20 protein-coding genes are annotated in these 25339 nt (G+C 34.2%); 13 read left to right on the forward strand and 7 right to left on the reverse strand.

Annotation, left to right across the window (positions count from 1 at the left end; all coding sequences use genetic code 11):
- Positions 1-18 precede the first annotated feature (18 nt).
- Positions 19-243: a hypothetical protein gene (locus OQ292_RS10710; RefSeq protein WP_284682122.1), complete on the reverse strand. Its 225-nt coding sequence runs from the start codon at positions 241-243 to the stop codon at positions 19-21.
- A gap of 106 nt (positions 244-349) precedes the next feature.
- Between OQ292_RS10710 and OQ292_RS10715 the strand changes: the two genes are divergently transcribed.
- Both OQ292_RS10715 and secDF read left to right on the forward strand, forming a co-directional pair.
- Positions 350-736: a hypothetical protein gene (locus OQ292_RS10715; RefSeq protein ID WP_284682123.1), complete on the forward strand. Its 387-nt coding sequence runs from the start codon at positions 350-352 to the stop codon at positions 734-736.
- 111 nt (positions 737-847) lie between these two features.
- Positions 848-3895 carry a protein translocase subunit SecDF gene (gene secDF, locus OQ292_RS10720; RefSeq protein WP_284682124.1) on the forward strand — a complete coding sequence of 1016 codons (3048 nt, stop codon included), beginning with the start codon at positions 848-850 and terminating at the stop codon, positions 3893-3895.
- 79 nt (positions 3896-3974) lie between these two features.
- Here secDF and OQ292_RS10725 read toward each other — a convergent pair whose 3' ends face one another.
- On the reverse strand, positions 3975-4688 hold the full coding sequence (locus tag OQ292_RS10725; RefSeq protein ID WP_284682125.1) for a metallophosphoesterase: 714 nt from the start codon (positions 4686-4688) through the stop codon (positions 3975-3977).
- Positions 4689-4785: 97 nt separating this feature from the next.
- The gene (locus tag OQ292_RS10730) at positions 4786-5973 is read right to left on the reverse strand and encodes a GWxTD domain-containing protein (protein WP_284682126.1); all 1188 of its coding nucleotides are present in this window, start codon (positions 5971-5973) and stop codon (positions 4786-4788) included.
- Between the two features lie 228 nt (positions 5974-6201).
- Here OQ292_RS10730 and OQ292_RS10735 point away from each other — a divergent pair, with 228 nt between their 5' ends.
- On the forward strand, positions 6202-6990 hold the full coding sequence (locus tag OQ292_RS10735; protein ID WP_284682127.1) for a 2OG-Fe(II) oxygenase: 789 nt from the start codon (positions 6202-6204) through the stop codon (positions 6988-6990).
- Positions 6991-7111: 121 nt separating this feature from the next.
- Positions 7112-7882 (forward strand): class I SAM-dependent methyltransferase, encoded by a 771-nt coding sequence (locus tag OQ292_RS10740; RefSeq protein ID WP_284682128.1) that lies wholly within the window; start codon positions 7112-7114, stop codon positions 7880-7882.
- A gap of 76 nt (positions 7883-7958) precedes the next feature.
- Here OQ292_RS10740 and OQ292_RS10745 read toward each other — a convergent pair whose 3' ends face one another.
- Complete coding sequence (locus OQ292_RS10745; protein ID WP_284682129.1) at positions 7959-10142, reverse strand: bifunctional alpha,alpha-trehalose-phosphate synthase (UDP-forming)/trehalose-phosphatase; 2184 nt, start codon at positions 10140-10142, stop codon at positions 7959-7961.
- Positions 10143-10483: 341 nt separating this feature from the next.
- Here OQ292_RS10745 and OQ292_RS41005 point away from each other — a divergent pair, with 341 nt between their 5' ends.
- The 4 genes from OQ292_RS41005 (at position 10484) to OQ292_RS10760 (ending at position 12821) form a co-directional block, all read left to right on the forward strand.
- A complete protein-coding gene (locus OQ292_RS41005; protein WP_348970572.1) occupies positions 10484-10855 on the forward strand; it encodes a nitroreductase family protein in 372 nt (123 codons plus the stop codon).
- A 30-nt stretch (positions 10856-10885) separates the two neighbouring features.
- Positions 10886-11152: a nitroreductase family protein gene (locus OQ292_RS41010; RefSeq protein WP_348970574.1), complete on the forward strand. Its 267-nt coding sequence runs from the start codon at positions 10886-10888 to the stop codon at positions 11150-11152.
- A 97-nt stretch (positions 11153-11249) separates the two neighbouring features.
- On the forward strand, positions 11250-12254 hold the full coding sequence (locus tag OQ292_RS10755; protein WP_284682130.1) for an NAD(P)/FAD-dependent oxidoreductase: 1005 nt from the start codon (positions 11250-11252) through the stop codon (positions 12252-12254).
- A 204-nt stretch (positions 12255-12458) separates the two neighbouring features.
- Positions 12459-12821 (forward strand): hypothetical protein, encoded by a 363-nt coding sequence (locus tag OQ292_RS10760; protein ID WP_284682131.1) that lies wholly within the window; start codon positions 12459-12461, stop codon positions 12819-12821.
- Between the two features lie 77 nt (positions 12822-12898).
- Here OQ292_RS10760 and OQ292_RS10765 read toward each other — a convergent pair whose 3' ends face one another.
- Positions 12899-14317 (reverse strand): sodium:solute symporter, encoded by a 1419-nt coding sequence (locus OQ292_RS10765; RefSeq protein WP_284682132.1) that lies wholly within the window; start codon positions 14315-14317, stop codon positions 12899-12901.
- A 292-nt stretch (positions 14318-14609) separates the two neighbouring features.
- Between OQ292_RS10765 and OQ292_RS10770 the strand changes: the two genes are divergently transcribed.
- Complete coding sequence (locus OQ292_RS10770; RefSeq protein ID WP_284682133.1) at positions 14610-15179, forward strand: ankyrin repeat domain-containing protein; 570 nt, start codon at positions 14610-14612, stop codon at positions 15177-15179.
- Between the two features lie 26 nt (positions 15180-15205).
- Here OQ292_RS10770 and OQ292_RS10775 read toward each other — a convergent pair whose 3' ends face one another.
- A complete protein-coding gene (locus tag OQ292_RS10775) occupies positions 15206-16120 on the reverse strand; it encodes a DMT family transporter (protein WP_284682134.1) in 915 nt (304 codons plus the stop codon).
- A gap of 94 nt (positions 16121-16214) precedes the next feature.
- On the opposite strand from OQ292_RS10775, the gene OQ292_RS10780 reads away from it, so the two are divergent.
- The gene (locus OQ292_RS10780; RefSeq protein WP_284682135.1) at positions 16215-18893 is read left to right on the forward strand and encodes a M1 family metallopeptidase; all 2679 of its coding nucleotides are present in this window, start codon (positions 16215-16217) and stop codon (positions 18891-18893) included.
- 5 nt (positions 18894-18898) lie between these two features.
- Here OQ292_RS10780 and OQ292_RS10785 read toward each other — a convergent pair whose 3' ends face one another.
- Positions 18899-19693 carry a sugar phosphate nucleotidyltransferase gene (locus OQ292_RS10785; protein WP_284682136.1) on the reverse strand — a complete coding sequence of 265 codons (795 nt, stop codon included), beginning with the start codon at positions 19691-19693 and terminating at the stop codon, positions 18899-18901.
- Between the two features lie 195 nt (positions 19694-19888).
- On the opposite strand from OQ292_RS10785, the gene OQ292_RS10790 reads away from it, so the two are divergent.
- From OQ292_RS10790 to OQ292_RS10800, 3 genes are all read left to right on the forward strand, one after another.
- Complete coding sequence (locus OQ292_RS10790) at positions 19889-21307, forward strand: right-handed parallel beta-helix repeat-containing protein (RefSeq protein WP_284682137.1); 1419 nt, start codon at positions 19889-19891, stop codon at positions 21305-21307.
- Between the two features lie 108 nt (positions 21308-21415).
- Entirely contained in the window at positions 21416-24337 is a 2922-nt protein-coding gene (locus tag OQ292_RS10795; RefSeq protein ID WP_284682138.1) for a DEAD/DEAH box helicase, read from the forward strand.
- Positions 24338-24393: 56 nt separating this feature from the next.
- Positions 24394-25308, forward strand: coding sequence for an AEC family transporter (locus OQ292_RS10800; RefSeq protein WP_284682139.1), 915 nt, complete (start codon positions 24394-24396; stop codon positions 25306-25308).
- The last annotated feature ends 31 nt before the right edge of the window (positions 25309-25339 follow it).

Raw genomic sequence — 25339 nt, forward strand, 5'->3', positions numbered from 1 at the left:
ATTATAAAGTAGTTTTTTTTAATCCATGGCCATATTTTTTAATTGTTGAATATCAGTTTGTATTTCATCGTGCCTGTTTACAATAGAGTCTACAATGTCTTTCACTCTTTGCTTTTCAAAATCTACCAGCGGATCATTGTTGGCATTTTCAAGTAATTCTTTTGTATGATCTATCTTTGTCATAAGGTACTGATAGGTTTCATACAGATCATTTAATAAGTCGTACGTTTCCTGTTTTTTCATATAATGTGGATTTAAAATGAAAAAATGTGTATGTAAAATAAGAAAAATATCAATATTTCATCCTGATTTTTAATTATTAAATTGAATCAGTAATTTTGTGCCCTCTATGAAAAAACAGAGTCAGTTCATAAGGTTATTATTTACAGGGGTATTTGCTGTTATGGTGTTATCATCACCATTGCTTGCAAATGCTTTACAGCTTATTGAACAGACCGAGCATCAGCAATATATTACTAAAGAGGTAAAAGATAATGCAGATGATGATGAAAACCAAAACGATAAGAATACTTGCAGAATAGAGCAATCAGTTGTAATCTCTGTAGGTACTACTAGTTTTGTTCCTTTTCAACCTGTTAAAGGCATAATTTTTAATTATGTCTTGCCCGTTCTTTTAACCAATGAGGGAGCATTTTACCAAACTGCATTTACCCCCTCTTTACTATGTTTTATAAAGAATATATTGCTATTCTTTTCGGCTCCTCACGCACCATAGTAGCATTTGCTATAAACTAAACTCACATTCATTAAAAGGCAGGCATCACTTTTTATATGCCTAGCTAAAATTTTTTATATAGAAATAAATACCAATTAAATTTTATATACCATGCGCAACAGAGGCGGAATTATATTTTTAGCCGTGATTATCACGCTGCTATGTTTATTTTACCTTTCATTTACACTGGTATCCCGAAACGTTCAGGAAAAAGCTAACGAATTTGCCAGAACAGAAAGTGGATCGGTGGATTATTTTAAAAAGCAGGCTTACTTAGATTCTATTTGGAACGAGCCTGTATTTTTAGGCTTTTCTTATCAGGATGTTAAAAACAGTGAGCTTAATTTAGGTCTTGACCTTCAAGGTGGTATGCACGTTACACTTGAGGTTTCTCCGGCAGAAATTATCACTGCTCTTTCAGGAGATAATGACGATCCTGAGTTTAAAAAGGCACTTGAAGCTGCTGCCGAAAGACAGAAAAATAGCCAAGAAAACTTTACTACACTTTTCTTTCAGGCTTTTGAGGAATTAGCTCCAAATACTAAATTAAATCAGGTATTTGCTAATACTGCTAATAAAGGAAGAATTGATTTTGATACTGATGACAGTGATGTTAAAAAAGTAATCGAAGAAGAAGTAGAAGGTGCAATCGATCGTACTTTTAATATTATTCGTACAAGAATTGATAAATTTGGTGTATCTCAACCACAAATTCAAAGAGTGCAAGGTACTGGTAGAATTCAAATAGAATTACCAGGTGTAGATAACCCGCAACGTATTAGAAAACTATTACAAGGTGTTGCCAAACTTGAGTTCTTAGAAGTATGGACTCCACAAGAATACCAACAATATCTTTTAGCTATCAACGACTACCTTGTTAAAAAGAAAAAAGCAGCAGATGCAGATGGAACAACTACTGTAAAAACTGATAGTACTACATCTTCAGACGCACTTTTTGAGCAAGAGGCAGATGATGAAACTGAGCCTTTATTTGAAGGTGGAGATAATATAGCTGCTAACGATTCAGCTGCATTAGCAGATTCAATACAGCAAGCTATTGATGCACAACAAGCGCAAGTATCTGATCTTTTCCGTTTAAATGTACCTGGTTTTAACTCACTTGCATACAGAGTGATGGATACAAGTAAAATTAACCAGATCATTATGGACAAAGAAGTTCTTTCTCTTGTTCCTCCAAACTTACAGTTTACTTGGTCTGTAAAGCCACAAGAAGATGCGCAAGGTAACTCTACAGAAGTAATACAATTATTTGTACTTAAAAAGAACAGAGGAGGTAAAGCGCCTTTAACTGGTGAAGTTGTAGTTGACGCTCGCCAAAGTTTCGACCAGTATGGTAACCCTGATATTTCAATGAATATGAACGTTGAGGGTGCTAAGAAATGGAAAAAAATGACTGGTGACAATGTTGGAAATCAAATCGCTATCACACTTGATAGCTATGTATATTCTGCACCAGTTGTAAATGGTGAAATACCTACTGGTAGCTCTTCAATCACTGGTAACTTTACTATAGAAGAAGCACAAGATTTAGCAAACGTATTGAAAGCTGGTAAACTTCCTGCTTCTCCAAGAATTGTAGAAGAAGTTGTTGTTGGTCCTTCATTGGGTATTGAAGCTCAGAACGAAGGTATTATTTCAGTAGTTGCAGGTTTAGCTTTAGTAGTAATATTTATGATTGCTTACTATGCTAAAGGTGGTCTTGTTGCTAATGTGGCACTTATTCTTAACATCTTCTTTATCTTCGGTATTCTTGCTCAGTTAAATGCGGCACTTACGCTACCAGGTATTGCAGGTATCGTGTTAACCATTGGTATGTCGATAGATGCTAACGTTCTAATATTTGAGCGTATTAGGGAAGAAATGAGAATTGAAGGTAATAACCTGTTGAATGCAATTAACCATGGTTACGATAGAGCATTCTGGACAATCTTTGACTCGAACGTTACTACTTTCTTAACTGGTATTTTCCTTTACTCTTTTGGTTCTGGTCCAGTTAAAGGTTTCGCAGTTACATTAATGATTGGTATTGCTTGTTCTTTCTTCTCTGCGGTTTATATCACTAGAGTTATTGTTTCTTTCATGACTAAGAAAGGAAACCAAAGCAACATTTCTTTTGTAACTCCTTTCTCTAAAAGTTTACTTGGTGAGTTAAACTTCAGCTTCTTAGGTAAAAGAAAAGCAGCTTACGTACTTTCAGGAGTTGTTATCGTAGTTGGTCTTGTGGTTATCAGCATTAATGGTTTAAATTATGGTGTTGATTTCGAAGGTGGTAGATCGTTTATCGTTGAGTTCGAAAAGCAAGTAGTTCCTTCAGAACTTGAAGTAGCATTACAGAAAAACTTAGAAAACTCAGGTGTAGAAGTAAAAACGTATGGTAGTGCAGAAGGTGAAAAACTAAAAATCACTACAAACTACATGGTAGATAATGAATCTACTGAAGCTGATAGCCTTGTAACAGAAGCTGTAAAATCTGCGATTACCGATTTTACTGGAACTACATACACATCTAATGAAACTGAGCTATCTCCAGAAACTTTTACAATACCAAGTACATCTAAAGTAGGTGCTACCATCGCTGATGATATCAGAGACTCTTCATTTACTGCAGGTTTATTCTCTATTCTAGCAATCTTCTTCTATGTATGGGTAAGATTTAGAAACTGGAGATTCGGTTTAGGTGCGATTGCCGCTCTATTCCACGACGTATTAGTTGTATTAGGTATTTATACAATTGCTAACTTCTTAGGCTTTGGTTTTGAGGTTGATCAAGTGTTTGTGGCAGCAATGCTTACAATTATCGGTTACTCAATTAACGATACCGTGGTTGTATTTGACCGTGTAAGAGAGTATTTAGGATTAAGAAAAAGCCAACCATTCGAAGATACTATTAACCAATCTGTAAATAGTACCTTAAACAGAACTTTAATTACTTCATTTACAACTTTACTTGTTGTATTAATTCTATTCTTATTTGGAGGTGAAGTTCTTAGAGGTTTCTCATTCTCATTGTTAATAGGTATTATCGTTGGTACTTACTCTTCAATCTTTATCGCGACACCTTTAGTGTACGATACTCAAAAAATGGTTGAGAAGCAAAAGGATAGAAAACAAGGAAAAGTTAAAACAGCAGATGCTTAAGTTTTAATCTTGATATAAATAAAAAGGGATTGCGAAATGCAATCCCTTTTTTGTTTATAAATTTTTATTTCAAATTGATTTAATCAATACAAATCTGTTGGAAAACTGTAGGCGGTTCTTCTTCGTGTAAATTGAACCGAAGCGCTGTTAAAACCCCCATTCCTCTTTTGGTATACACACAACCAGTATCTATTCGGTAATTGCCATTGCTATTAATAAAGTTTGTTTCTGTTGGCTGGTGCCCAATTACCTGTATGCAACCCGGAATTTTAGCCAAATCTCCTTTATTAAATATGTATGAGCCCGGTATGCGTAGGTCAATACTGAGAGAGAACTCTAAACTATAATTGTTTTGCCTAAATATTCTGTTGCTTATACCTCCGTGAGTTGCTACGATTTTTTTACCATATTGTGTATCTACAATGAGGTAGGGTAATGCCTGATCAAAAAAATAAGACATTTCTGCCAATACTTCTTGTATCTGTTTTTCGGAGTTTACTCCCAAAGAAGCTTTTATAGATTTTATGGTTTCGGTGCCCCCTGTGTTTAACCACGTTTCTTTCGCCCACTTATGATTTCTATGTTTACAAAGAAACTCATGGTTACCGATTAGCTGGGTTATTTTGTTCTTTTTTACGTATGAGAAGGTTTCGTAAGATCTTTTTCCTTTATTAATGATGTCGCCCATTAAGACAATCTTGTTGTCTGCTTGAGAAATTTTTTCCAGAAGTGATCTGAAGGAGAAAAAGCAACCATGAATATCTCCAATAAAAGTAATATACTTTTGCGTCACGAGATGTTCCTGTTAAATTATCTGTAAATGAATTAGCTGGTTATTTTTAATAGGTTGATTTATTATAAGGTAAAGCAAATAACTCAGCAAATTGTTATCATGGCAAGAATAATTCTCCTTTTCGCCATAATTCCACAGCATCAAAATAAAACTTTTTATATGCAGGAGACCTGTATAACTCATAGTGAAAGTCGCTAAAGATATTTGCCTTCTTTACAAATTCAAATGTAACTCTTTTTCTCCTTTTACCTACAAAATATACCCATTGTTCACCATTTTCTACCGAGATCACTTCTGCAGGTCGGCCAAAAACGATATAGAGCATTCCGCGGTCGGTTTTCCAGCCAGCTTTGTAATTGGTAAAACTTTTATTGGCGTAGGTTACCCTTTGGTAGTATTCTTTTATCATTTTTTTGGCGATATCTACACTTCCTCCTGCATTAATCCAGTAAGTATCTAGTGCAGCTTTTTTGTCTTCTGCATTTAAAAATGAAGTTATTTCTTTATTGGTAGAAATATAAATCATAGAATGGGCGAGGTTTTCCACACTTTTAAATTTGGGGAAATCTGGGCTTACTACTCTAAAACCAATACCTTTTACTGTGCTTGTGTCTTCTTGAGCAAAATAGAGGGCTTCTTTATTCAGAATAATAGGCTCATTGGTTCTTACTGTTAAAATGCTATCTACAGTAAGTTCTTTGCTACCACCATTCATATCGTTACCCATTGGAGGTGCAGCAGGCAAAAAGTTATCTGTAAACCTCACTAAGTAAATCGGTTTGTCAACATCATCTTGTAACATAAACTTTTCTCCGAGGCATACAAAGCCACTATAAACCGGATTACTAATATTTCGAAAACTATATGTTACTACTTGTTCTTTTTTATTTAGATATACTTCTTTAGAGATGCTTTGCCCGGTAGCTAAATCTTTTATAGTAAGTTTAAGTCGAGCATTGTTTGTAGCTTGTTCAATTATAAAATTGAAATAAAAGGTACTGTTTATTTTTTCAACAGGTGTATTAGTAAAGTTAATATCTTTACTTTCAACTACTTTATCGTTACTCAAAACCTGATAATTAGCCTGTATAGCAGTAGGTTGTAATTCTTCTGATAGTCGGGCAACCTCAAAAGCTACTTCCACATTTTGTAAAGCACCAGAGTTATACACTTGTACATCGCAGTACATTTGTTTTTCCTGAGCTGCAGCAAAACCCGGTATTACAAAAAGTAAAAAATATAAAAAGTGTTTAGTATGTATTTTTAAAGTGTTATTAAAAAACATAAGTATTATTTTTAAATGTATTATTTTCAATTATCTACGGATGGAAGCCTAAAGTTTAAACAATAAAATTGGAATAATGTACTCCTTATGTTTGTTTAAAATGATTGAATACAAAGATTGGTTTCCTGTAAAGTGAAAATACGCTATTTTTGAAGAGATACAGAAACCTTAAAGATATAGATTTCAAATTTTCTGAATTTAAATTTTTGAAAAGCTTAATATAAAACCATGGATATACTTAATAAGGAATACGCTTCAACCGAAACTGTAAGCAAACTTAAACACGATTTTGATACAGCACTACCTTACAGACATCTTGTAATGGATAATTTTTTGTCAGAAGAAGTTGCTTTGCAGGCATATGAGAATTTTCCGAGTGTGCAAGAATTAAAAACGCACTGGAAAGGGCTTAACGAAAATAAACTGGAAGGTTCGGACTTTGGTGTTTTCCATCCTGTATTCTCTAAAATAAAAGAAGATTTTACCTCACCAGAATTTTACAAATGGGTATCTGGTGTAACAGGTATCGATGAGGTTTTTATTACAGATGACCACATGGGTTCTGGTATTCACCAAGGTACTAATGGTAGCTTTTTAGATGTACATATCGATTTCAATATCCATCATATAAAAAATGTACACAGAAGATTAAATCTTTTAATTTATCTGGAAAAAAACTGGAAAGAAGAATATGGAGGTGCTTTAGAAATGTGGAATGCAGATATGTCTAACTGCGATAAAATGGTTTTACCAATGTTTAATCGTTGTGTGATTTTCGAAACAAGTGAGATTTCTTATCATGGTTATTCAAAAATTACCATTCCAGAAGATGTAACAAGAAAATCTTTCTTTGCCTATTTCTATACTAATGAAAGAGACGGAGCTGTAGGTTACCACGATACAGTGTTTAAAGCTCGCCCAACAGAAAGTAAATCTAAAAAGGTGAAAACGGCTGTAAAAGAAAACCTGAAAAACACAGCGAAAGCTACTTTAAAGAAATTAGGGGTTAAGTTTTAATTCAAAAAAATAAATACGAAATGCTGTTTTTAGTTAAAAGACTAAGAGCGGCATTTTTTAAGATTTAGCTTTACAGATTTGGTACAAGCCGAATCAATTTTTTATTTATAATAACAATTGCATGTTTAGTACAACAGAAATCACTTCGCACGAGGAAACCAGTGATAATGTAATTCACCAGAGATTATTTTACGCCTATGTAGAGGCTGCAAAAATGCTTGAAGGCGAAGTTTTGGAAATTGGTTGTGGTGCAGGTAGAGGCATGCAGCTAGTTGCAGAAAATTGCGAAAAATATACTGGTATAGATAAAAATGAGGAGTTGCTGGCTTTGCACAGAAAAACTTATCCTAATTTTAAGTTTATATCTAAAAATATTCCTCCATTAGATTTTATAGAATCTAATTCTATAGATACAGTTATCAGCTTTCAGGTAATAGAGCATATTGAAGACGATGAGCTTTTTATTAAAGAAATAGAGCGAGTACTAAAACCTGGTGGTAAAGCGATAATTACTACGCCTAATATTAAGCTCTCTTTAACCCGAAATCCTTGGCATGTGAGAGAGTATACTTACAATCAGCTTTTGGCACTTGCGCAAAAATATTTTAGCAAGGTTGATCTTAAAGGCATTACTGGTAGTGAAAAAGTGATGGAATATTATGAGCAAAACAAAGCCTCGGTAGAAAAAATAACCCGTTTCGATATATTCAATTTGCAATACAAATTACCAAGAAGGATTTTGCAGGTTCCTTACGATATATTAAACAGGATGAATAGAAAGTCTTTAGAGAAAGGAAATGATTCTTTGGTAAAGCAGGTTTCTTTAGCCGATTATCATTTTGATGAAGATGCAGATAAGTGTTTTGACTTTTTCTGTATTATGGAGAAATAATGATTACGACAATATAAAAAAACGGCATTTCAGAATTCTGAAATGCCGTTTTGCTTTTCTAATGAATCAATTTTATTTATTTCGTATCAGCAAAAGTGTTAAGTACTTCTCTTACTTCTTCTGGAGACTTAACATTATAATTTGCTACCGTGGCTGTTAAACCAACTTTTACAGTGTAAGCAGTATCAGGCATAGCGGCGAATGTATCTTCGTCTGTCACATCATCTCCAATGGCAAATACAAAGTCATACTTTCCTTCATTTAACCATTTGCTTGCTGCTTTTCCTTTGTTTACGGCTCTACTTTTTATCTCAATTACTTTGTTACCTTCCATGGTTTGTAAATCCATATTAGCAATAAGGTAATTAATGTTTGATAATAATTCTCTGGCTCTTAATTCTCCAAAATCTGTATCAGCTTTTCTGTAATGCCAAACAAGAGAATAGTCTTTATCTTCTATAAATGAACCCGGAGTTCTATCTACATATAGGTCTAGAATTGATCTAATTTTCTCTTTCCAGCCTTGGTCTAGCAATTCAATTGTGCTCCAACCAGCACCTAATTTCTTAAGCCAAACTCCATGTTCTGCAATTAAATCAATTTTAAGGTGGCCAACCCACTCTTCAAGAGTGCTTTTGTCCCTTCCACTAATAATTACTACGCGGTTTTTAGGGTCTTCAGTAAGCTTAGTTAATAAGTTGATAAGTTCCTCGTCTGGTTTTACTGCTTTAGGATTAGAAGCAAATGGTTTAAGCGTTCCATCATAATCTAGTAAAATCAATCTACTTTCTGCTTCAGAATAGTGTTTAACTATTTTATCTAAAGTTTTACCAGTTACCAACTTCAGATTTAAACCTACTTGTAATTCTTTTACTTTATCTAATTGCTGCATAAACACTTCCACCCATCTGTGAATGTTGTAGCGTTTCAGCTTGTTCTGCATTTCTTCGTTTCTGGCAATTTGCTCTTCTTCTGGCATTTCCAATGCTTGATGCATCGCTTCAACTAACTGGTCACTATCGTTCGGGTTAATTAGAATTGCTTCTGAAAGTTCTTTAGCTGCGCCAGCCATTTCACTAAGAATTAAAACGCCTCTTTTATCCAGCTTACTAGCAATGTATTCTTTACAAACGAGGTTCATTCCGTCGCGAAGAGGAGTAATAAGAGCTACTTCTGCACTGCTGTATAAGGCAGAAAGTGCATGGAATGAGAATGATCTATAGAAATAGTGAATTGGATTCCAGTCCATTCGGCTGTACTTACCATTGAGGCGACCTACAATTGTATCAATTTCATTTTTAAGTTGATTATATTGATCTACCTTAACTCTAGACGGTACCACAATCAATATAATTGAAACTTTACCCAAATACTGAGGGTATTTTTCCAGAAACATATCAAAAGCTTCTAGTCGCTGCTTAATACCTTTGGTATAATCCAACCTATCTATAGAAAGTACTACTTTTTGATTGGATAAAATCTGGAAGTATTTCTTAAGTTTATCAATGGTTTCTGGCGAATGAGTCGCTTTGGTAAACTTCTCATAGTCGATTCCCATTGGAAATGAATCCACGCCAACAATTCTATTATTCAATCGAATTTGCCCCATTGTACTGCCATGGCCTAAAATTCTTGATACAGAACTAAGGAAGTGGCGCATATCGTCATAGGTATGGAAGCCAATGAGGTCGGCTCCTAACATACCTTCGAGTATTTTTTCTCGCCAAGGTAGTAGTCTGAAAATTTCGTAAGATGGAAAAGGTATGTGCTGGAAAAAACCGATAGTTGCATTCGGAAGCTTTTCTCTCAGCATCATAGGCACTAGTAAAAGCTGGTAATCGTGTATCCACAAAATATCACCATCGCTGGCATGTTGTAAAATAGTGTCGCAGAATTTCTGATTTACTCTTACATAAGCATCCCATAGTTCAGGAATGTATTTGGTATATTCTGTAAAATAGTGGAAAAGTGGCCATATTGTCCTGTTACTGAAGCCCTCATAATAGTCTTGAATATCTTGCTTAGAAAGATATACAGGAGCCATGTAGTCTTTCTTTAACTCATCTCCGATATATTGTTCGTCTGATTCGGTAAGATCGTATAAACCAGGCCATCCAATCCAAAGGTTATCTCCTTTTCTATAAATAGAGCCTAAGCCGGTAGCAAGACCGCCAGCACTGGGCATAAAATTAAACTTATCTTCACTTTGTTGAATGGTAACAGGCAGCCTGTTAGATACAATAATTATTTTTTGAGACATTTAGCTGTTTTTATTTTAACAATCTTATTTATCCTGATATAAAAATTAACTCTTAAATTGTAGTAGCAAATAATGCTTACGCCCTTATATATAGCAATTTAACCATTAAATCCAACTTAAAGTTATTATATATTTGAGCTAATATTATATCAACTTTTTAAAGACTTAAGGGTTTGATAGAAATTAAAATATTGTGCAAAAAAATGATAAAGAAACTGTAAATTTTAGTCTGCAACCTTAACTTTGTTTTAATTTTATTTTCTCTCCGGATAGTAAGTTTCTTTGTACCCATTCCTCAAAAGAGCTGCTTCCTTTTTTCTTATTATTAAATTATTTTCAAAATGGAAGAAAGTAATCAGTTTATTCCTTTTAGGCAAGAAGCCTATGAGGGTGAGGCACTTGTTAAACGAGTCTCAGATTTTTATAAATTCATGAACCAAAGAAGGTCGCTTAGAGAGTTCTCTAGCAAACCTGTGCCTAAAGAAGTAATAGAAAAAATTATCATGACGGCCTCTTCAGCTCCTTCTGGTGCAAATAAGCAACCTTGGACTTTTTGTGCAATTTCAAACTCAGAGGTAAAAAAGCAAATTAGAGAAGCTGCAGAAAAAGAAGAAAAAATTAATTATAGTGGCCGGATGTCAGATACTTGGCTGCAAGACTTAAAACCTTTTGCAACCAATGAGTACAAGCCATTTTTAGAAACTGCACCCTAGATAATAGTTGTTTTTAAGCGATCTTTTGAAGTGGAAGAAGCAAATAAAAAGAACAACTATTATGTGAGTGAATCGGTTGGGTTGGCTACTGGATTTTTGCTTACGGCCATCCATAATGCTGGTTTAGTTGCTCTTACACACACACCTAGCCCAATGAATTTTTTAGCTAAGGTTTTAAACAGGCCTAAGAATGAAAAACCTTATTTATTAATACCTGTTGGCTATGCTCCTGAAAATGCAAAAGTGCCAGATATTAAAAGAAAAAGTAAAGATGAAGTAATTGTTTTTTATGAATAAAAAATGGCACTTTTCCCAGTGCTATATGGTTAACCATTAATTATGTCGATTTATACTAGCAACTAGCATAATGATTAATTAAACAACAATAATTAAAATGATTGAGACTGACATATTAATAATAGGGGCAGGACCATGTGGATTATTTACCGTTTTTGAAGCTGGCTTAATTAAATTGAAATGCCATTTAATTGATGCCTTACCCATACCTGGTGGACAATGCGCAGAGATTTATCCTAAAAAACCTATATATGATATTCCCGGCTATCCAGAGATTTTAGCCGGAGATTTAGTTGACAGACTAATGGAACAAGCTGCTCCATTTAAACCTGGTTTTACTTTAGGTGAGAGAGCACAAACTTTAGAGAAATTACCAGATGGTCGCTATAAGCTAACCACCAACAAAGGTACAGAACATGTTGCACCAGTTATTGCAATTGCAGGTGGTTTAGGTTGTTTTGAACCACGTAAACCACCAATTCCAAATCTTGAAAGTTTCGAAGACAAAGGAGTTGAGTATATTATTAAAGATCCAGAGTTTTATCGTGATAAAAAAGTGGTACTAGCAGGTGGTGGAGACTCTGCGCTAGACTGGGCTATATATCTATCTAAAATTACTACTGAGCTTACTTTAATACATAGAAGAAAGGCATTTAGAGGCGCACTAGATTCTGTTGAAAAAGTAATGAATTTGGCAGAAAGTGGTGATATTAAGCTACTTACAGATTCAGAAGTAATTGGTTTGAGTGGTAATGGTTCTTTAGATGGTGTTGTGGTTAAGCATAAAACTGATGGTGAGCTCACAATTAATGCAGATCACTATGTGCCATTATTTGGACTTTCTCCTAAGCTAGGCCCAATTTCAGATTGGAATTTAAATATTGATAAAAATGCAATTGAAGTAAATACATTGGATTATAGTACCAACATTCCAGGTATATATGCAATTGGTGATATCAATACTTATGAGGGTAAACTTAAGTTGATTCTTTGTGGATTCCACGAAGCTACTTTAATGGTGCAATCGGCTTATAAATACATTAATCCGGGTAAAAACATCACTCTAAAATATACAACTGTTAATGGAGTAGCAGGTTTTTAAGGCTTCGATTGTAATCGGATAAAAAAAATTAAATTTTTGCTAAAATGGTGTGCGATTTCGTACGCCATTTTTTTATTTCGAACAGTTATTTATTGCTAATATCTTATGGAATTGACTGTAAGTGTTTGATAATCAGTGTTATATTCTCTTTGGCGCTTGCTTGGATAATTTGACTTTTAAAAATTATTTAATAATAAAAAAATCATGAAAAAGTCAATTCTTATTCCAGTAATTTTAAGTTTAGTATTTTTTGCAGTTAACCTTTATGCGCAAGACAGCGCTAAGATTGTAAGCGAAAGCGAAGATTTAGTAGTAGTAAGTAAAAAAGTAGTTTTACCTGTGATAAAGGAAAAACCAACTGTTAAGCAAGACACAGAAAAAGTAGTTGAGTTTACTCTAGAAGAGTTTGAAAGTGAGAGTCAATACAAAGTAGTTGTGTATGACATAAAAGGTAATGAAGTGTTTACTCTTAGGAGTGAGAAAGATATCGAGATTGAGAAATTGCCAGCAAACGCAAAACTCTTAATGCGTGATGGAAGAACGACCTACTACATTTACGATAAATAAGTGATTATGCTTACTAAAATTAAAACTGAGAAATTGGAATAGTATAATGACTTATATAAATATGAGTCCAATGTAAATTAAGCAGCCTTTGGCTGCTTTTCCTTTTTCTTAATAATTAAAAGTAAACCTGTAAATGTCATAAGCGCATTTATCAGTACTAGTTCATAACCGAATTTGTATCCATTGAAAAGCTCTTCAGAGAAGAAATCTAGCAAATAAGAAATAATTAGCGCAATAGCAGAAACAATAGGTACTAGCTGATCTTTTAAATTCCATTTGGTGAAGATGCCAAATATAAACAAACCTAATAGTGGCCCATAAGTATAACCTGCAACAGTAAATATAGCCTCAACAATTTTTTCATTGTTTATAGCTCTTAAAAACATTACCAAGGCAAAAAGAAGGAATCCGAAAAATAAATGTACTTGAATTCGTTTCATTCTTTTTCTTGCTTCTCCAGTTCTAGTTTTTGTAAAATCCAGAAAATCAATACAATAAGAAGTAGTAAGAGATATAATTGCCGAATCTGTACTGGAAATTACCGCAGCAATTAGCCCCAACATAAAGAGTATTGCAGTAGCTTGCCCAAGCTCGTTTGTAGCTATATAAGTAAATAAGTCTATACTTGTAAAAGAAATTTGTTGTGCATCTGAATAGATAAACAACATAGCGCCCATTGCCAGTAATGTAATATTTACAGCGACTAGAATAAGCACAAACCAAAGCATATTTTTTTGAGCATCGCCTATACTTTTACAGCTCAAGTTTTTTTGCATCATATCTTGGTCGAGACCATTTAGCACAATGGCTATAAAAGCGCCACTAAAAAACTGTCTAAAAAAATGATTTTTACTACCAGTTTCCCATACAAAAGCTTCTGCATAAGAGCTGTTTTGTATCATTATCATGGCATCATTAAAACCATCTGATATTTTAAAAACCAGCATATAAAATACCGATAAGATGGAAAAGATGATTACGCAGGTATTAAAAACATCTGTCCAGATAATGCCTTTTATACCAGCTCTAAAAGAATATAACCAAACGAAAGTAACACCGAAAAATAGCGTAGCTCCAAAGCTTATACCCATGTTACTAAAATAGAGTTCATGTAAAATACTTACAACTATAAAAACCCTAAATGAAGTACGTAAAAGTCTGGAAATGAGGAAGAAAAATGAACCAGTTTTGTGCGACCAGAATCCAAATCTTGTTTCAAAAAAAGAATATATTGAGATTAGATTATACTGGTAATAGATGGGTAATAAGACTGTAGCAATAAAGGTATAACCTAGTAGATATCCGAAAACTAACTGAATATTGCTAAATCCGTTTTGACCTACATCTCCCGGTATAGAAAGAAATAGTACACCAGACATTGCTACACCCACCATTCCGAAAGCTACTGCAAACCAAGGGGCTTTTTTTTGAGCATTAAAAAAATCTAATGTCGTGGCTCCTCTGGTAGAAAAGTAGACAATTAGAAAAATGATCAAAGAAAAAATTAATAAAGCAACATAAATAGTATTTGGCTCCATTGCGATTTCTAAACTGTAGTGTACAGTTGTTTACCATTTTCTGCTAAAAAGTATCAACTGATACTTTAAAATAAATTAGTTTTTTATGCGGTAATGATAAACAAAATATTTTGCTTTTTAAGAATGAGCAAAATTATAAATGTTCAGACAGTAACAAAATATCATTTTTTTAAATCCTTAAACTTCAATTTATCGTAAAGTGGAGAGATATTAATTAAAAAAAGATTTTCCAATAAATTATAATATCACAATGACAAGTTTAAAAAAGCTGTTCAAAAATGTTTCACTAGCTGTTGTGCTGGTTTCTGGTAGTTTGTTTACAGCAACTGCTCAGGAAAGTAATATTCCTCCAATATTTACTGCTATACAAAGAAATAATGTACAACAAGTAGAAAGTATGTTAGATTCTGGCACTGATCCAGAATCGAGTGATATGTTAAGAAATACTGCTTTACACCAGGCAGCATTTTATGGTTACGAAAAAATTATCGATCTGTTAGTTGCTAAAGGCGCAGATGTAAATGCAGTGAATGAGGCAGGGCAAACGCCACTTTACAGTGCAATTCATGCAGACCATGTACAGGCGGTAGAAGCCCTGTTAGATCATGGTGCAAGCCTTTCTAATCGATATACTGATAATCGATATACTGCTTTGCATTTAGCTGCACTCGATGGCAAATACGAAGTGGCAGAAGCACTACTTAAAAAAGGTGCGAATACTAAAACAAAAGATGCGAATGGTAAAAAGCCAATTCAGTATGCAAAAGAGACAAAAGATAAGTCTTTTATAAAGTTATTTAAAGACAAGCGCTGGAAATAAATCTCGAATACTATCAAAATATTAGGTTAAAGCTTCTCTGTTTGGAGGGGCTTTTTTTTCTTACCTACCAACCAAACTCCTGTAAAAATCATTAAAGAGAAAAATATTTTTTCGATAGTTAATACTTCATTAAAGAAAGCTATAGCAATAAGTGTAGAAACAACTGGCTGAAAATAGATATAAAAACCGACCAGACTTGGGTTGGCTTTACTCAAGGCAATAGTGTTTAAAAGATAAACCAGAAATGTGGCTCCAATAATTACATAAATAAGAGATAGCCAGACAAATGAAGGTAATTCATTCCAGTTTATTAAATGTACTAGTTCATTATAACCAAAGGGAATTACCATTGGACAACCTAAAAGAAAAACCCATTTTATTACAGTTATTGGATGGTATTCTAACATGAATTTTTTTACCAATACCAGATAAGATGCGAAGACCGAAGCATTGAGTACGATAATGAAATCGCCAAGTGCATTTTCTCCACTAAAACTGAAGTTTTGCCCACCAACTAAGAAAAACGCTCCGATAATACCTAGTGCAATTCCAATAAACTTAAATCTATTAAGATGCTCACCAGCAAAAAAAAATGATATCAGAAGCACCATTACTGGTGTTAATGTCATTATTACAGAGGCGTTAATAGGGCTGGTAAGTGAAAGACCTTTCAGAAATAACATTTGGGTGCCTGCTGTACCAAACACAGAACATAAAAGCAGCGATAATATGGCTTTTCGGGGAATAGGTTGGCTTTTGATAAAAACTCCAGAAACCCAGAAAAATATCGTAGAAAATACAACTCTGAGTACTACAAGGGCAGAGGGACTTATAAACTCAGGTGTAGCAAGTTTGGCAATATTATAATTCGCTCCATACAAAAATGCTACACTAAAAAGTGCCAAATGTATTGTTATTGATGATTTGTTTGCTTTCTCCAAAAAATTAACTGCTAAGTTTATGTAAAGAAAATCTAAATGGATTAAACAAAACTGTAAAGCTTATTTTTTTAGATGAACAAGCTGAATATCATGCTTGATCAAGTTTTTTCTTAACTTAGCAATACTATTTGGTTCCTTCCCTAACCCTGAATTTACAGGTCTTACTAAAAGAGTAATAATTGCAATGATGCTTATATTGAAAAGAATGGGAGTACTGGCAGTATTAATTAACACATTGATCAATTTCGGATTTGCGCAAAATAAGAATTGGACTGTCAAAGAAAGTGGTGTTTCTAAAGAATTGGCTGATATGCGAACAGCCACGATTGAAAACGTATCTTACGATTTATTCTTCAATATTCCCGAAACTAAAACTGATTCTATAGCTGGTAGACTCCAGCTTACATTTTCTTTTAAAGATGAAGTAACTCCTTTAGTGCTTGATTTTAATGAGGATAAAAAAAATATAAATACAGTTGCTGTTTTCGGTAAAGCTGTTGACTGGACTTTTGAAAAAGAACATATCGTAATTCCAGCTTCTGTATTAAAGAAGGGTGAAAATGTAGTGCAAATCAGTTTTGCCGCTGGTAACAGTGCATTAAATAGAAATGAAGATTATATGTATACGCTGTTTGTGCCAGATAGAGCATCAACAGCATTTCCATGCTTCGATCAGCCAGATATTAAAGGAAAATATAAGCTTTCTCTAAAAGTTCCTGAAACTTGGGTGGCTGTTTCTAATGGCAGAATGCTCGAAAAAAGATTCTGGGATGGCAAACACCTTTATGTTTTTAATGAGACCAAGCCGATTAGTTCATACCTATTTGCCTTTGTAGCAGGTAAATTCTCCACAATTAATACTTACAGAAACGGTCGCTCTATGACGATGTATCATAGAGAAACCGATGAAGAGAAGATAAAAATTAATCAGGAAGCTATTTTTGATTTGCATGCATCTGCTTTAGAATGGCTCGAAAACTATACGGGTATTCCACTGCCATTTGAGAAGTTTGATTTTGTGTTAATTCCTTCGTTTCAGTTCGGAGGGATGGAGCATGTAGGCTCAATCCTTTACAAATCATCTAGCCTTATGCTAGACCAAATGGCTACACAAAACCAGAAATTAGGAAGAGCCAGCTTAATTGCTCACGAAACGGCTCATATGTGGTTTGGCGATTTGGTAACAATGAAATGGTTTAATGATGTTTGGTTAAAAGAAGTGTTTGCCAACTTTATGGCTGCCAAGATCGTAAACCCAAATTTCCCAGAAATAAACCATCAATTAAGATTTTTACTGGCTCACCATCCGGCAGCTTATTCTGAAGATAGAACAATGGGTTCGCATCCAGTTCAACAAGAGTTGGAAAACCTAAAAGATGCAGGCTCTCTGTATGGTAGAATTATTTACCAGAAAGCACCTGTAGTGATGAACCAGCTTGAGAAAATTGTAGGTGAAGAAGATTTTAGAGAAGGTTTACAAGAGTATTTAAGCTCTTACTCTTACAGCAATGCTAATTGGGACGATCTTATTAAAATTTTGGCAGGTAAAACAGAAACCGATCTGGTAGAGTGGAGCGATAACTGGGTAAAACAAGCAGGTATGCCTCAAGTTTCAGTAAATACAGTACTGGAAAACGACAAGATCAAATCAATTAAATTCAAACAAAAAAGAACTACTAGTGAGGGGCATTATTGGCAACAGCAGATAACAACGGCTTTAGTTTATAACAAGGGAAATGTAAAAGATTTTCCGGTAATGCTAGCTGGTAAAACCACAGAATTACCAGAAGCAGAAGGTTTAAAAAAGCCTGATTTTGTATTGCCAAATAGCGATGGTTCTGGTTATGGGTATTTTAATTTGGATAAAGCCAGTAGAAATTACCTTATCGAAAATGTATATTTAATAGAAGACCCTGTGCTAAGAGGTGCCGCTTGGATAGCCTTGTATGAAGAACTGCTTCGAGGAGAAATAGCCTACGAAACTTTTATGGAAGTTTTATTAAAGGCATTACCTCATGAAAATGAACCGCTGAACACTCAAAATATACTTGGTTATTTAGAAGAAGTTTATTGGCGTTTTTATCCAGCGAAAGAGCGAAGAGAGTTGGCTCCAAGAGTAGAGTCAATTTTATGGAAAATAATGGATGCAGCACCAGGGCAAAGTGCCAAGGCAGCTTATTTTAGAAGTTATCTTTCAATAGCACAAACCGAAGAATCTGTTACCAGATTAAAGTTAATCTGGGATGGTGATTTGCCAATGAATGACATGGTACTCTCAGAAAGTGACTTTACCAGTATTGCATGTGAGTTAGCATTAAGAGATGTAGATAAAGCAGACGAAATACTTCATGAACAGCTAGAACGCATTACCAATCCTGATAGAAAAGCCAGAATGGCATTTGTAATAGATGCATTATCTAACAAGCAGGCTGTGAGAGATCGTTTTTTTGAAAGCTTAAAAGATAAAGAAAATAGAAACCACGAACCTTGGGTATTAGAAGCTGTGGGGTATTTACATCATCCTCTAAGAGCTAAATACTCAGAAAAATATATTGAAGAGAGTTTAAGTCTATTAGAAGAAATACAGCAAAGTGGAGATATATTTTTCCCTAAGCGCTGGTTGGTTGTAACATTTAGTGGGCATCAATCAAAATCGGCAGCACTTATTGTGAAAAAGTTCTTAAGAGAGCATCCGACTTACCCTTACAGATTAAGAAACAAAATATTACAGGCAGCAGATATGCTATTTAGAGTTGCCGGAATGGATACCTGATTGATTTAAAATTCATCAGTCAGGTAACCTTTTTGTGCTTTGGCGAAATCGTCTGGTGTTCCAATGTCTATATAGTTTTCATTATCGAAGAAAATACCTCTTACTACCAGATTGCTTTGCATGGCAGCTTGTATTACATGCCCCATAAACAGTTCTGGTAAATCAGGGTTTAACTTTCTCATCGATAAATCTTCTTTAAGAAACTGATGCATAAAGCTGGTAAAAGTTGGGTTCCAACACGCTGTAAGCCAGCTTTTATTTAAAGGAGTTTCATTAGGCTTTATATCAATTAATTTGATAGTATTTGTTTTTTCATCCCATTCAACCATATCACATTTTTGAGCCTGTTTTTGGTTGAGTACTGGAAAAAGGCCAAGTACTATATCTGCACCCATGCTTTGCAATGCTTCTCTTTTAAGTTTAAATGCCTTTTTTTCTTTAAAAATAATATCAGGAAAACCCAGCATTACAATATCCTCTTTTATAAATGGATATGCCTTATCTATTGTGTAAGGTACACCATAGGGTAAATTCATAGTGAGGTAAGCCAAAGGCATTTCAAGCATTTTGCCATCTAAATAGTAAGCGGGAATATCCCATTTACCAGGTTTTAAAATAAAGAAGGTTCTATCGGCTCCTGCTTTTTTATATTTTTCTAATAAATAATGTGACACAACTTTGGGCTTTTTTGTGCCATCTGGCGTTTTTCTAAAACCCATTGGTATAATTTCTTTACTGCAAGGTAATGGGCTTATTCTAGATGCTCTGCCTCCAGCAGGTATTATTCCGGTAATATTCATTTTGGATAAGTGCGAGTTGTAAGTATTAATATATTTTGATAAAAATCTTTTGTGTTGTGATAATGTTAAAAATTAATTTAAAAAAAATTATCCCATACTATATTAAAGTTGAGTAATTAAGGAATTTAAGTAAAATAAAATTTATTTAATTGTAGTATTGCAACAGCAGTTGTAGCTTCAAAAAATTAGGTAATTGTGAGGTTTATCGTTAAAGTTCAGGTACATTTTTTACGCTTAATATCATTTCTATTGTTTGCCTGTATCATTTATGCTTGTGAATTACAGGAAGAAAAAATAACTACCGACCCAAGTGTCGAGCTTACATTTTCTACAGACACCATCTTTTTTGATACAGTTTTTACTTCTGTTGGGAGTATTACAAAGCGTCTTAAAGTATACAATACTTCTAATAATGCAGTAGAGATAGAAAGTATTAGTATAGGGGATAAAACGGATTCTCCTTACTCACTTGTTATCAATGGATTTGAGGCTAACTCGCTTAATAAAACCAGAGTTTTGGGTAACGATAGTCTATTAATTCTTGTAAAAGTTTTAATAGATCCACAAGATAAAGACCTACCATATATAGTTCAAGATTCAGTGGTTTTTGAAACCAATGGAAATTTTCAAGATGTAAAACTAGTCTCATGGGGGCAAGACGCTATCTTTTTTAGAAGTGGCAGCGTGCAAAGTGTAGATTGTAATAGTGTTTGGGATAGTTTAAGACCTTATGTGATTTACGATTCTTTGCTCATTCCAGAAGATTGTACGCTTACGCTGCAAGAAGGAACCCGAGTTTATTTTGCACCTAGTGCCGCATTGTTTGTTGGTGGTACACTTACAATAAATGGAACAGCAGAAAGTCCAGTAACAGTAACAGGAATTCGCAGAGACGAAACCTATATTGATGCACCTGGCCAGTGGGATGCTATTTACTTTTTACAAACCAGTACTAATAACTCTATAGATTATGCGCTGTTAGAAAATGGAAACATTGGTTTGTATTTGGGAACACCAGATGAAGATGTTAACCCTGATCTCACAATTAGCCATTCTATCATCAGAAATTTTGTTTCGGCAGGCATTCAATCTGTTTCTTCAGATTTAGAAATTACCAATTCGCTTATATATGACTGTGTAGAAAATACAGTGCTCTGTACTGCTGGGGGTAATTATTATTTTTATAACAACACATTTGCTGCCGAATCTCGCGATGTGTTTAGAGATGCGCCCTCTTTCGTAATAACTAATTATTTGCCAATAAGTGATACAGAGGCATTAGCAGAAGAGCTAAATGCCACTTTGTACAATAACATCATCTGGGGAAGGCTCGAAGAAGAGCTTTTGCTAGATCAAATTGAAGATGTAGGCTTTAATATTATCGCTGAAAAAAATATTGTAAAATCAAATTACTCATACTTCGATACGGAGAATTTGCCTAACCAAAATCCATTATTTTTTGATTCTTCAGAAAATGATTATCATTTAGACTCATTAGGTGAAAGTCCGGCCGTAGATGCTGGAATGCAGTTAAATATCGCTACAGACCTCGATGGAAACACTCGTGATGAGCTGCCTGATATTGGCGCTTATGAATATCTGCCCAAAGAATAAATTACGATTGAATTTTTTTATCAATTTTTCTGCATTAAATTCGAATTTTGTTCTGGGAAGTTTCACTGGATTTTTTAGCTAACTAACTGTTATTGTTTATCATTATTCATGAATGTATCACCACAAAAACCTTTTCAACTTGTATATTCACTGTTTGAGCATCAGTATTTAGGATATCTGTTCGAATCATTTGTTGTTGAGGTAAACGAAAGTGGTAAATTAACACTTAGAAATCAGAACATATCTAGTCTAAATGCTCACGAGTTTGCAACTGGTCTGGAAGAGTCCGATTATGAGATAATCAAGATAATGGACTCTATGCAGCAAGAGGCAATCATCAAAAAGTTTTATAACAAAAAAGTATTACCTGCCCGGTTTTTCGATACAGTTTACGAAATAAAAAAAGACGAAGCTTTACAGGCAAAAATTCAGGTTTATCTTGAAAAGAAGAGAAATCAGGTTTTAAATCTGTTACCTGGAAAAGAAGTTTATGAAATGGCAAACGATGGGGATCCAACCTATCGAAAGCTAGTTGTGGAGGAGGAAAAAGCCAGTGTTAGGTTCCATTTTTTTAGAAATGAGGATAATACTCACTATTATCCGACTATCAGACACAAAGAAGGCAAGGTTGAGTTTAAATATAGAAATGCCATTATTCTTTGCGATACACCTGCATGGTTAATGGTAGATGGCCACATATATTCATTTGAAAAGGGAGTAGATGGCAAAAAACTTAGACCATTTCTTAGAAAGAATTTTATTTCCATTCCTAAAAGTATGGAAGACGACTACTACAAGAAATTTGTAGCACCATTAATTGAGTCGTTTGATGTATTTGCCAAGGGAGGAATAAACATAGTAACTGAAAAATATCAATTTGTACCAGAATTGAATATTGCTGAATATTCAGAATCTGCATCAAGTTCATTGTTTGGAGAAAGTGAGAATGGCAATGGAAAATACGAAGAGAAGATACTGCTTTCTTTAAATTTTAAATACGGCAACTACAAGTTTTCTTCGGCAGACCGCAAGCCAATTACAGTTGTGATGGAAAAAAATAACAACGATGAATACATTTTCCATCGAACGAAAAGGTACCTAAGCGGTGAAAAAAATATTATTGACAAATTACAAGAAATGGGTTTGCCTTTGAATAATGGTAAATCTTTACTTAATAAATCTATTGCTTTTGATATAATAAGTGAAAGATCTCAAGAGCTTAAAGATGCAGGTATTGTATTAAATCAGAAGAAATCTGAGAAGAAGTATTTTGTTGGTAAAAGCAGCATAAGTGTAGATATAAGTGAAGGAAGAGACTGGTTTGATATTAATGCCAAAGTACATTTTGGCGAATACGAAATACCTTTTCTTACAATTAGGAAGCTAATTATAAGAAATAAAAGAGAGTTTACTTTACCAAATGGTGAAATTGCGGTAATTCCAGAAAGCTGGTTTACGCGCTATGCAGACCTTTTTCATTTTGTACACGAAAATGATAAACAGCCTGCTTTACATAAACATCATATTGCTTTAGTTCAAGAGCTAAAAACTGGCAACTTGGCTAAAGTAACCATGAGCCGTAAGCTAAATAGGTTAAAAGACTTTAATAAAATCGATGAGTTTGAAGTAGGATCAGAGTTTCAAGGTGTGCTTCGACCTTATCAACAAGCGGGTTATAACTGGCTAAATTTCTTGTCGGAATATAACTTCGGTGGTTGCTTGGCAGACGATATGGGTCTGGGTAAAACCGTGCAAACACTGGCTTTACTACAGAAGCTTAAGCAAAATGAGCAAAGTAGTGCAACACTGCTTGTAATGCCAACATCTCTTTTATACAACTGGGAGATGGAAGCAAAAAAGTTTACTCCCGACCTCAAAGTATTTTCTTACACTGGAACCAATAGAAATAAAGATGTAACCAATTTCGATAATTACGATTTGGTAATTACATCTTATGGAATTATTAGAATTGATATTGAAATTCTGCAAGAATATTATTTCAACTATGTTATCCTGGATGAGTCTCAGGTAATTAAAAATCCTTCTTCTATTATTTCTAAATCTGTAAATAATTTAAAATCTCGAAGAAGATTAATTCTTACAGGTACGCCAATAGAAAATACCACGCTTGATTTATGGTCGCAGATGAATTTTGCTAATCCGGGTTTATTAGGTACAGAAAAATATTTTAAGCAGGAATATCAATTACCGATAGAAAGGAAAAAGGATGGCAGTAAGATGATGAAACTGCATGCTTTAATTAAACCTTTTATTTTAAGAAGACATAAATCTCAAGTTGCTAAAGATTTACCTGAGAAAACTGAAAAGATACATTATGTATCGATGACGGCAGATCAGGAGAAAGAATACGAAGAGACGAAATCTCAGTTCAGGAATAAAATTTTAGAAGAGATTGAAACTCACGGAATGGGTAAATCTCAGATTGTGCTACTACAAGGTTTAACCTTACTGAGACAGATTGCTAATCATCCACAAATGGTGAATCCAGACTCTACGAGCACCTCTGGAAAGCTTGAGGATTTAATGTATATGTTAGAAACTGCATTAAAGGAAAATCACAAAATTTTGATTTTTAGCCAGTTTGTTAAGCATTTGACTATAGTGAGAAATGAGCTAGATAAACAAGACATTAGATATGCTTATTTAGATGGTACTACCAAAGACAGACAAGGCGAGGTTACAAACTTCCAGACGGATGATGATTTAAAAGTATTTCTTATCTCATTAAAAGCTGGTGGTTTAGGTTTGAATTTAACTGCCGCAGATTATGTGTTTATTCTAGACCCTTGGTGGAACCCGGCAATTGAACAACAGGCAATAGATAGAGCGCATAGAATTGGTCAAGAAAACAAGGTATTTACCTATAAGTTTATTGCTAAAAATACTGTAGAAGAAAAAATTCTGGCGTTACAGCAAGAAAAACTTAAGCTCGCTACAGATTTAATTACAACTGAAGAAAGCTTTATAAAGAAGCTTACCAAGGAAGATATAGAATCTTTACTTGAATAAAACCAATAGGCAATTCCAATACTTTGTGAATTGTTAAACTTACTTTCTAAATAGCTATGTTAGACATATTGCAAGCAATTATTCCCATTTTTGCATTGGTTATAATTGGTGCATGGTTTAAAAATAAAAAATTTCCGGGCGAGGGTTTCTGGCCACTTGCCGATAAGCTTACCTATTATTTTCTACTTCCAGCTCTTTTGGTAGAAAAGCTGGCACTGGCAGATTTAAGTGGAAAGTCATTCTTAGGAATTTCTGTTCTCATGTTTGGTAGTATTGTAGCCTCTGGGTTATTATCTATGCTGCTTTGCTATGTCGGAGGTGTTGCACCAAGAGGAGCGCCATCTGTTTTTCAAGGGAGTATTAGACCAAATACTTTTGTCGCCTTAGCAGCAGCTAGCACACTCTATGGACACGATGGCTTAACTGTTGTGGCTTTATGCTTGTTAGTTGTGGTACCATTGGTAAATGTGTTGAGTGTATTCTCTTTTGCTTTCTATATCCCCGAAAATCCCAAAAATCCGAGAGCTATCTTACGAAATATTATGACAAACCCACTTGTACTATCTTGTATTGTCGGCATATTTTTAAACATTACAGGTATAGGCTTGCCTTTCGGAAGTAAAGATTTAATTTCAATTATTAGCAAAGCAGCTTTGCCACTTGGCTTACTATCTGTTGGAAATGGTTTAATTATTAGTGATTTGAGAAGTATGCTAAAACCTGTGTTTTTTGCCTTTGTTCTTAAATTGTTTTTCCTTCCTATAGCTGTATTTGTTTTAGGTTTATTAATGCACTTAGATAATACCATTATTTTCCCTGCTGTACTATTGGCAAGTGTACCTTGTGCAGTATCTTCTTATATTTTAGCTGGACAATTAAAAGGAGATCAACCTTTAATGGCAGGAATTATCACACTAGAAACCCTTCTAGCAAGTCTCACCATGCCTTTAATTCTATTTTTTATGACTTAGGGATGAGCCTAAAACTCCTGTTCACAAAAAC

It is taken from the genome of Chondrinema litorale, from assembly GCF_026250525.1.
Classification (GTDB): Bacteria; Bacteroidota; Bacteroidia; order Cytophagales; family Flammeovirgaceae; genus Chondrinema; species Chondrinema litorale.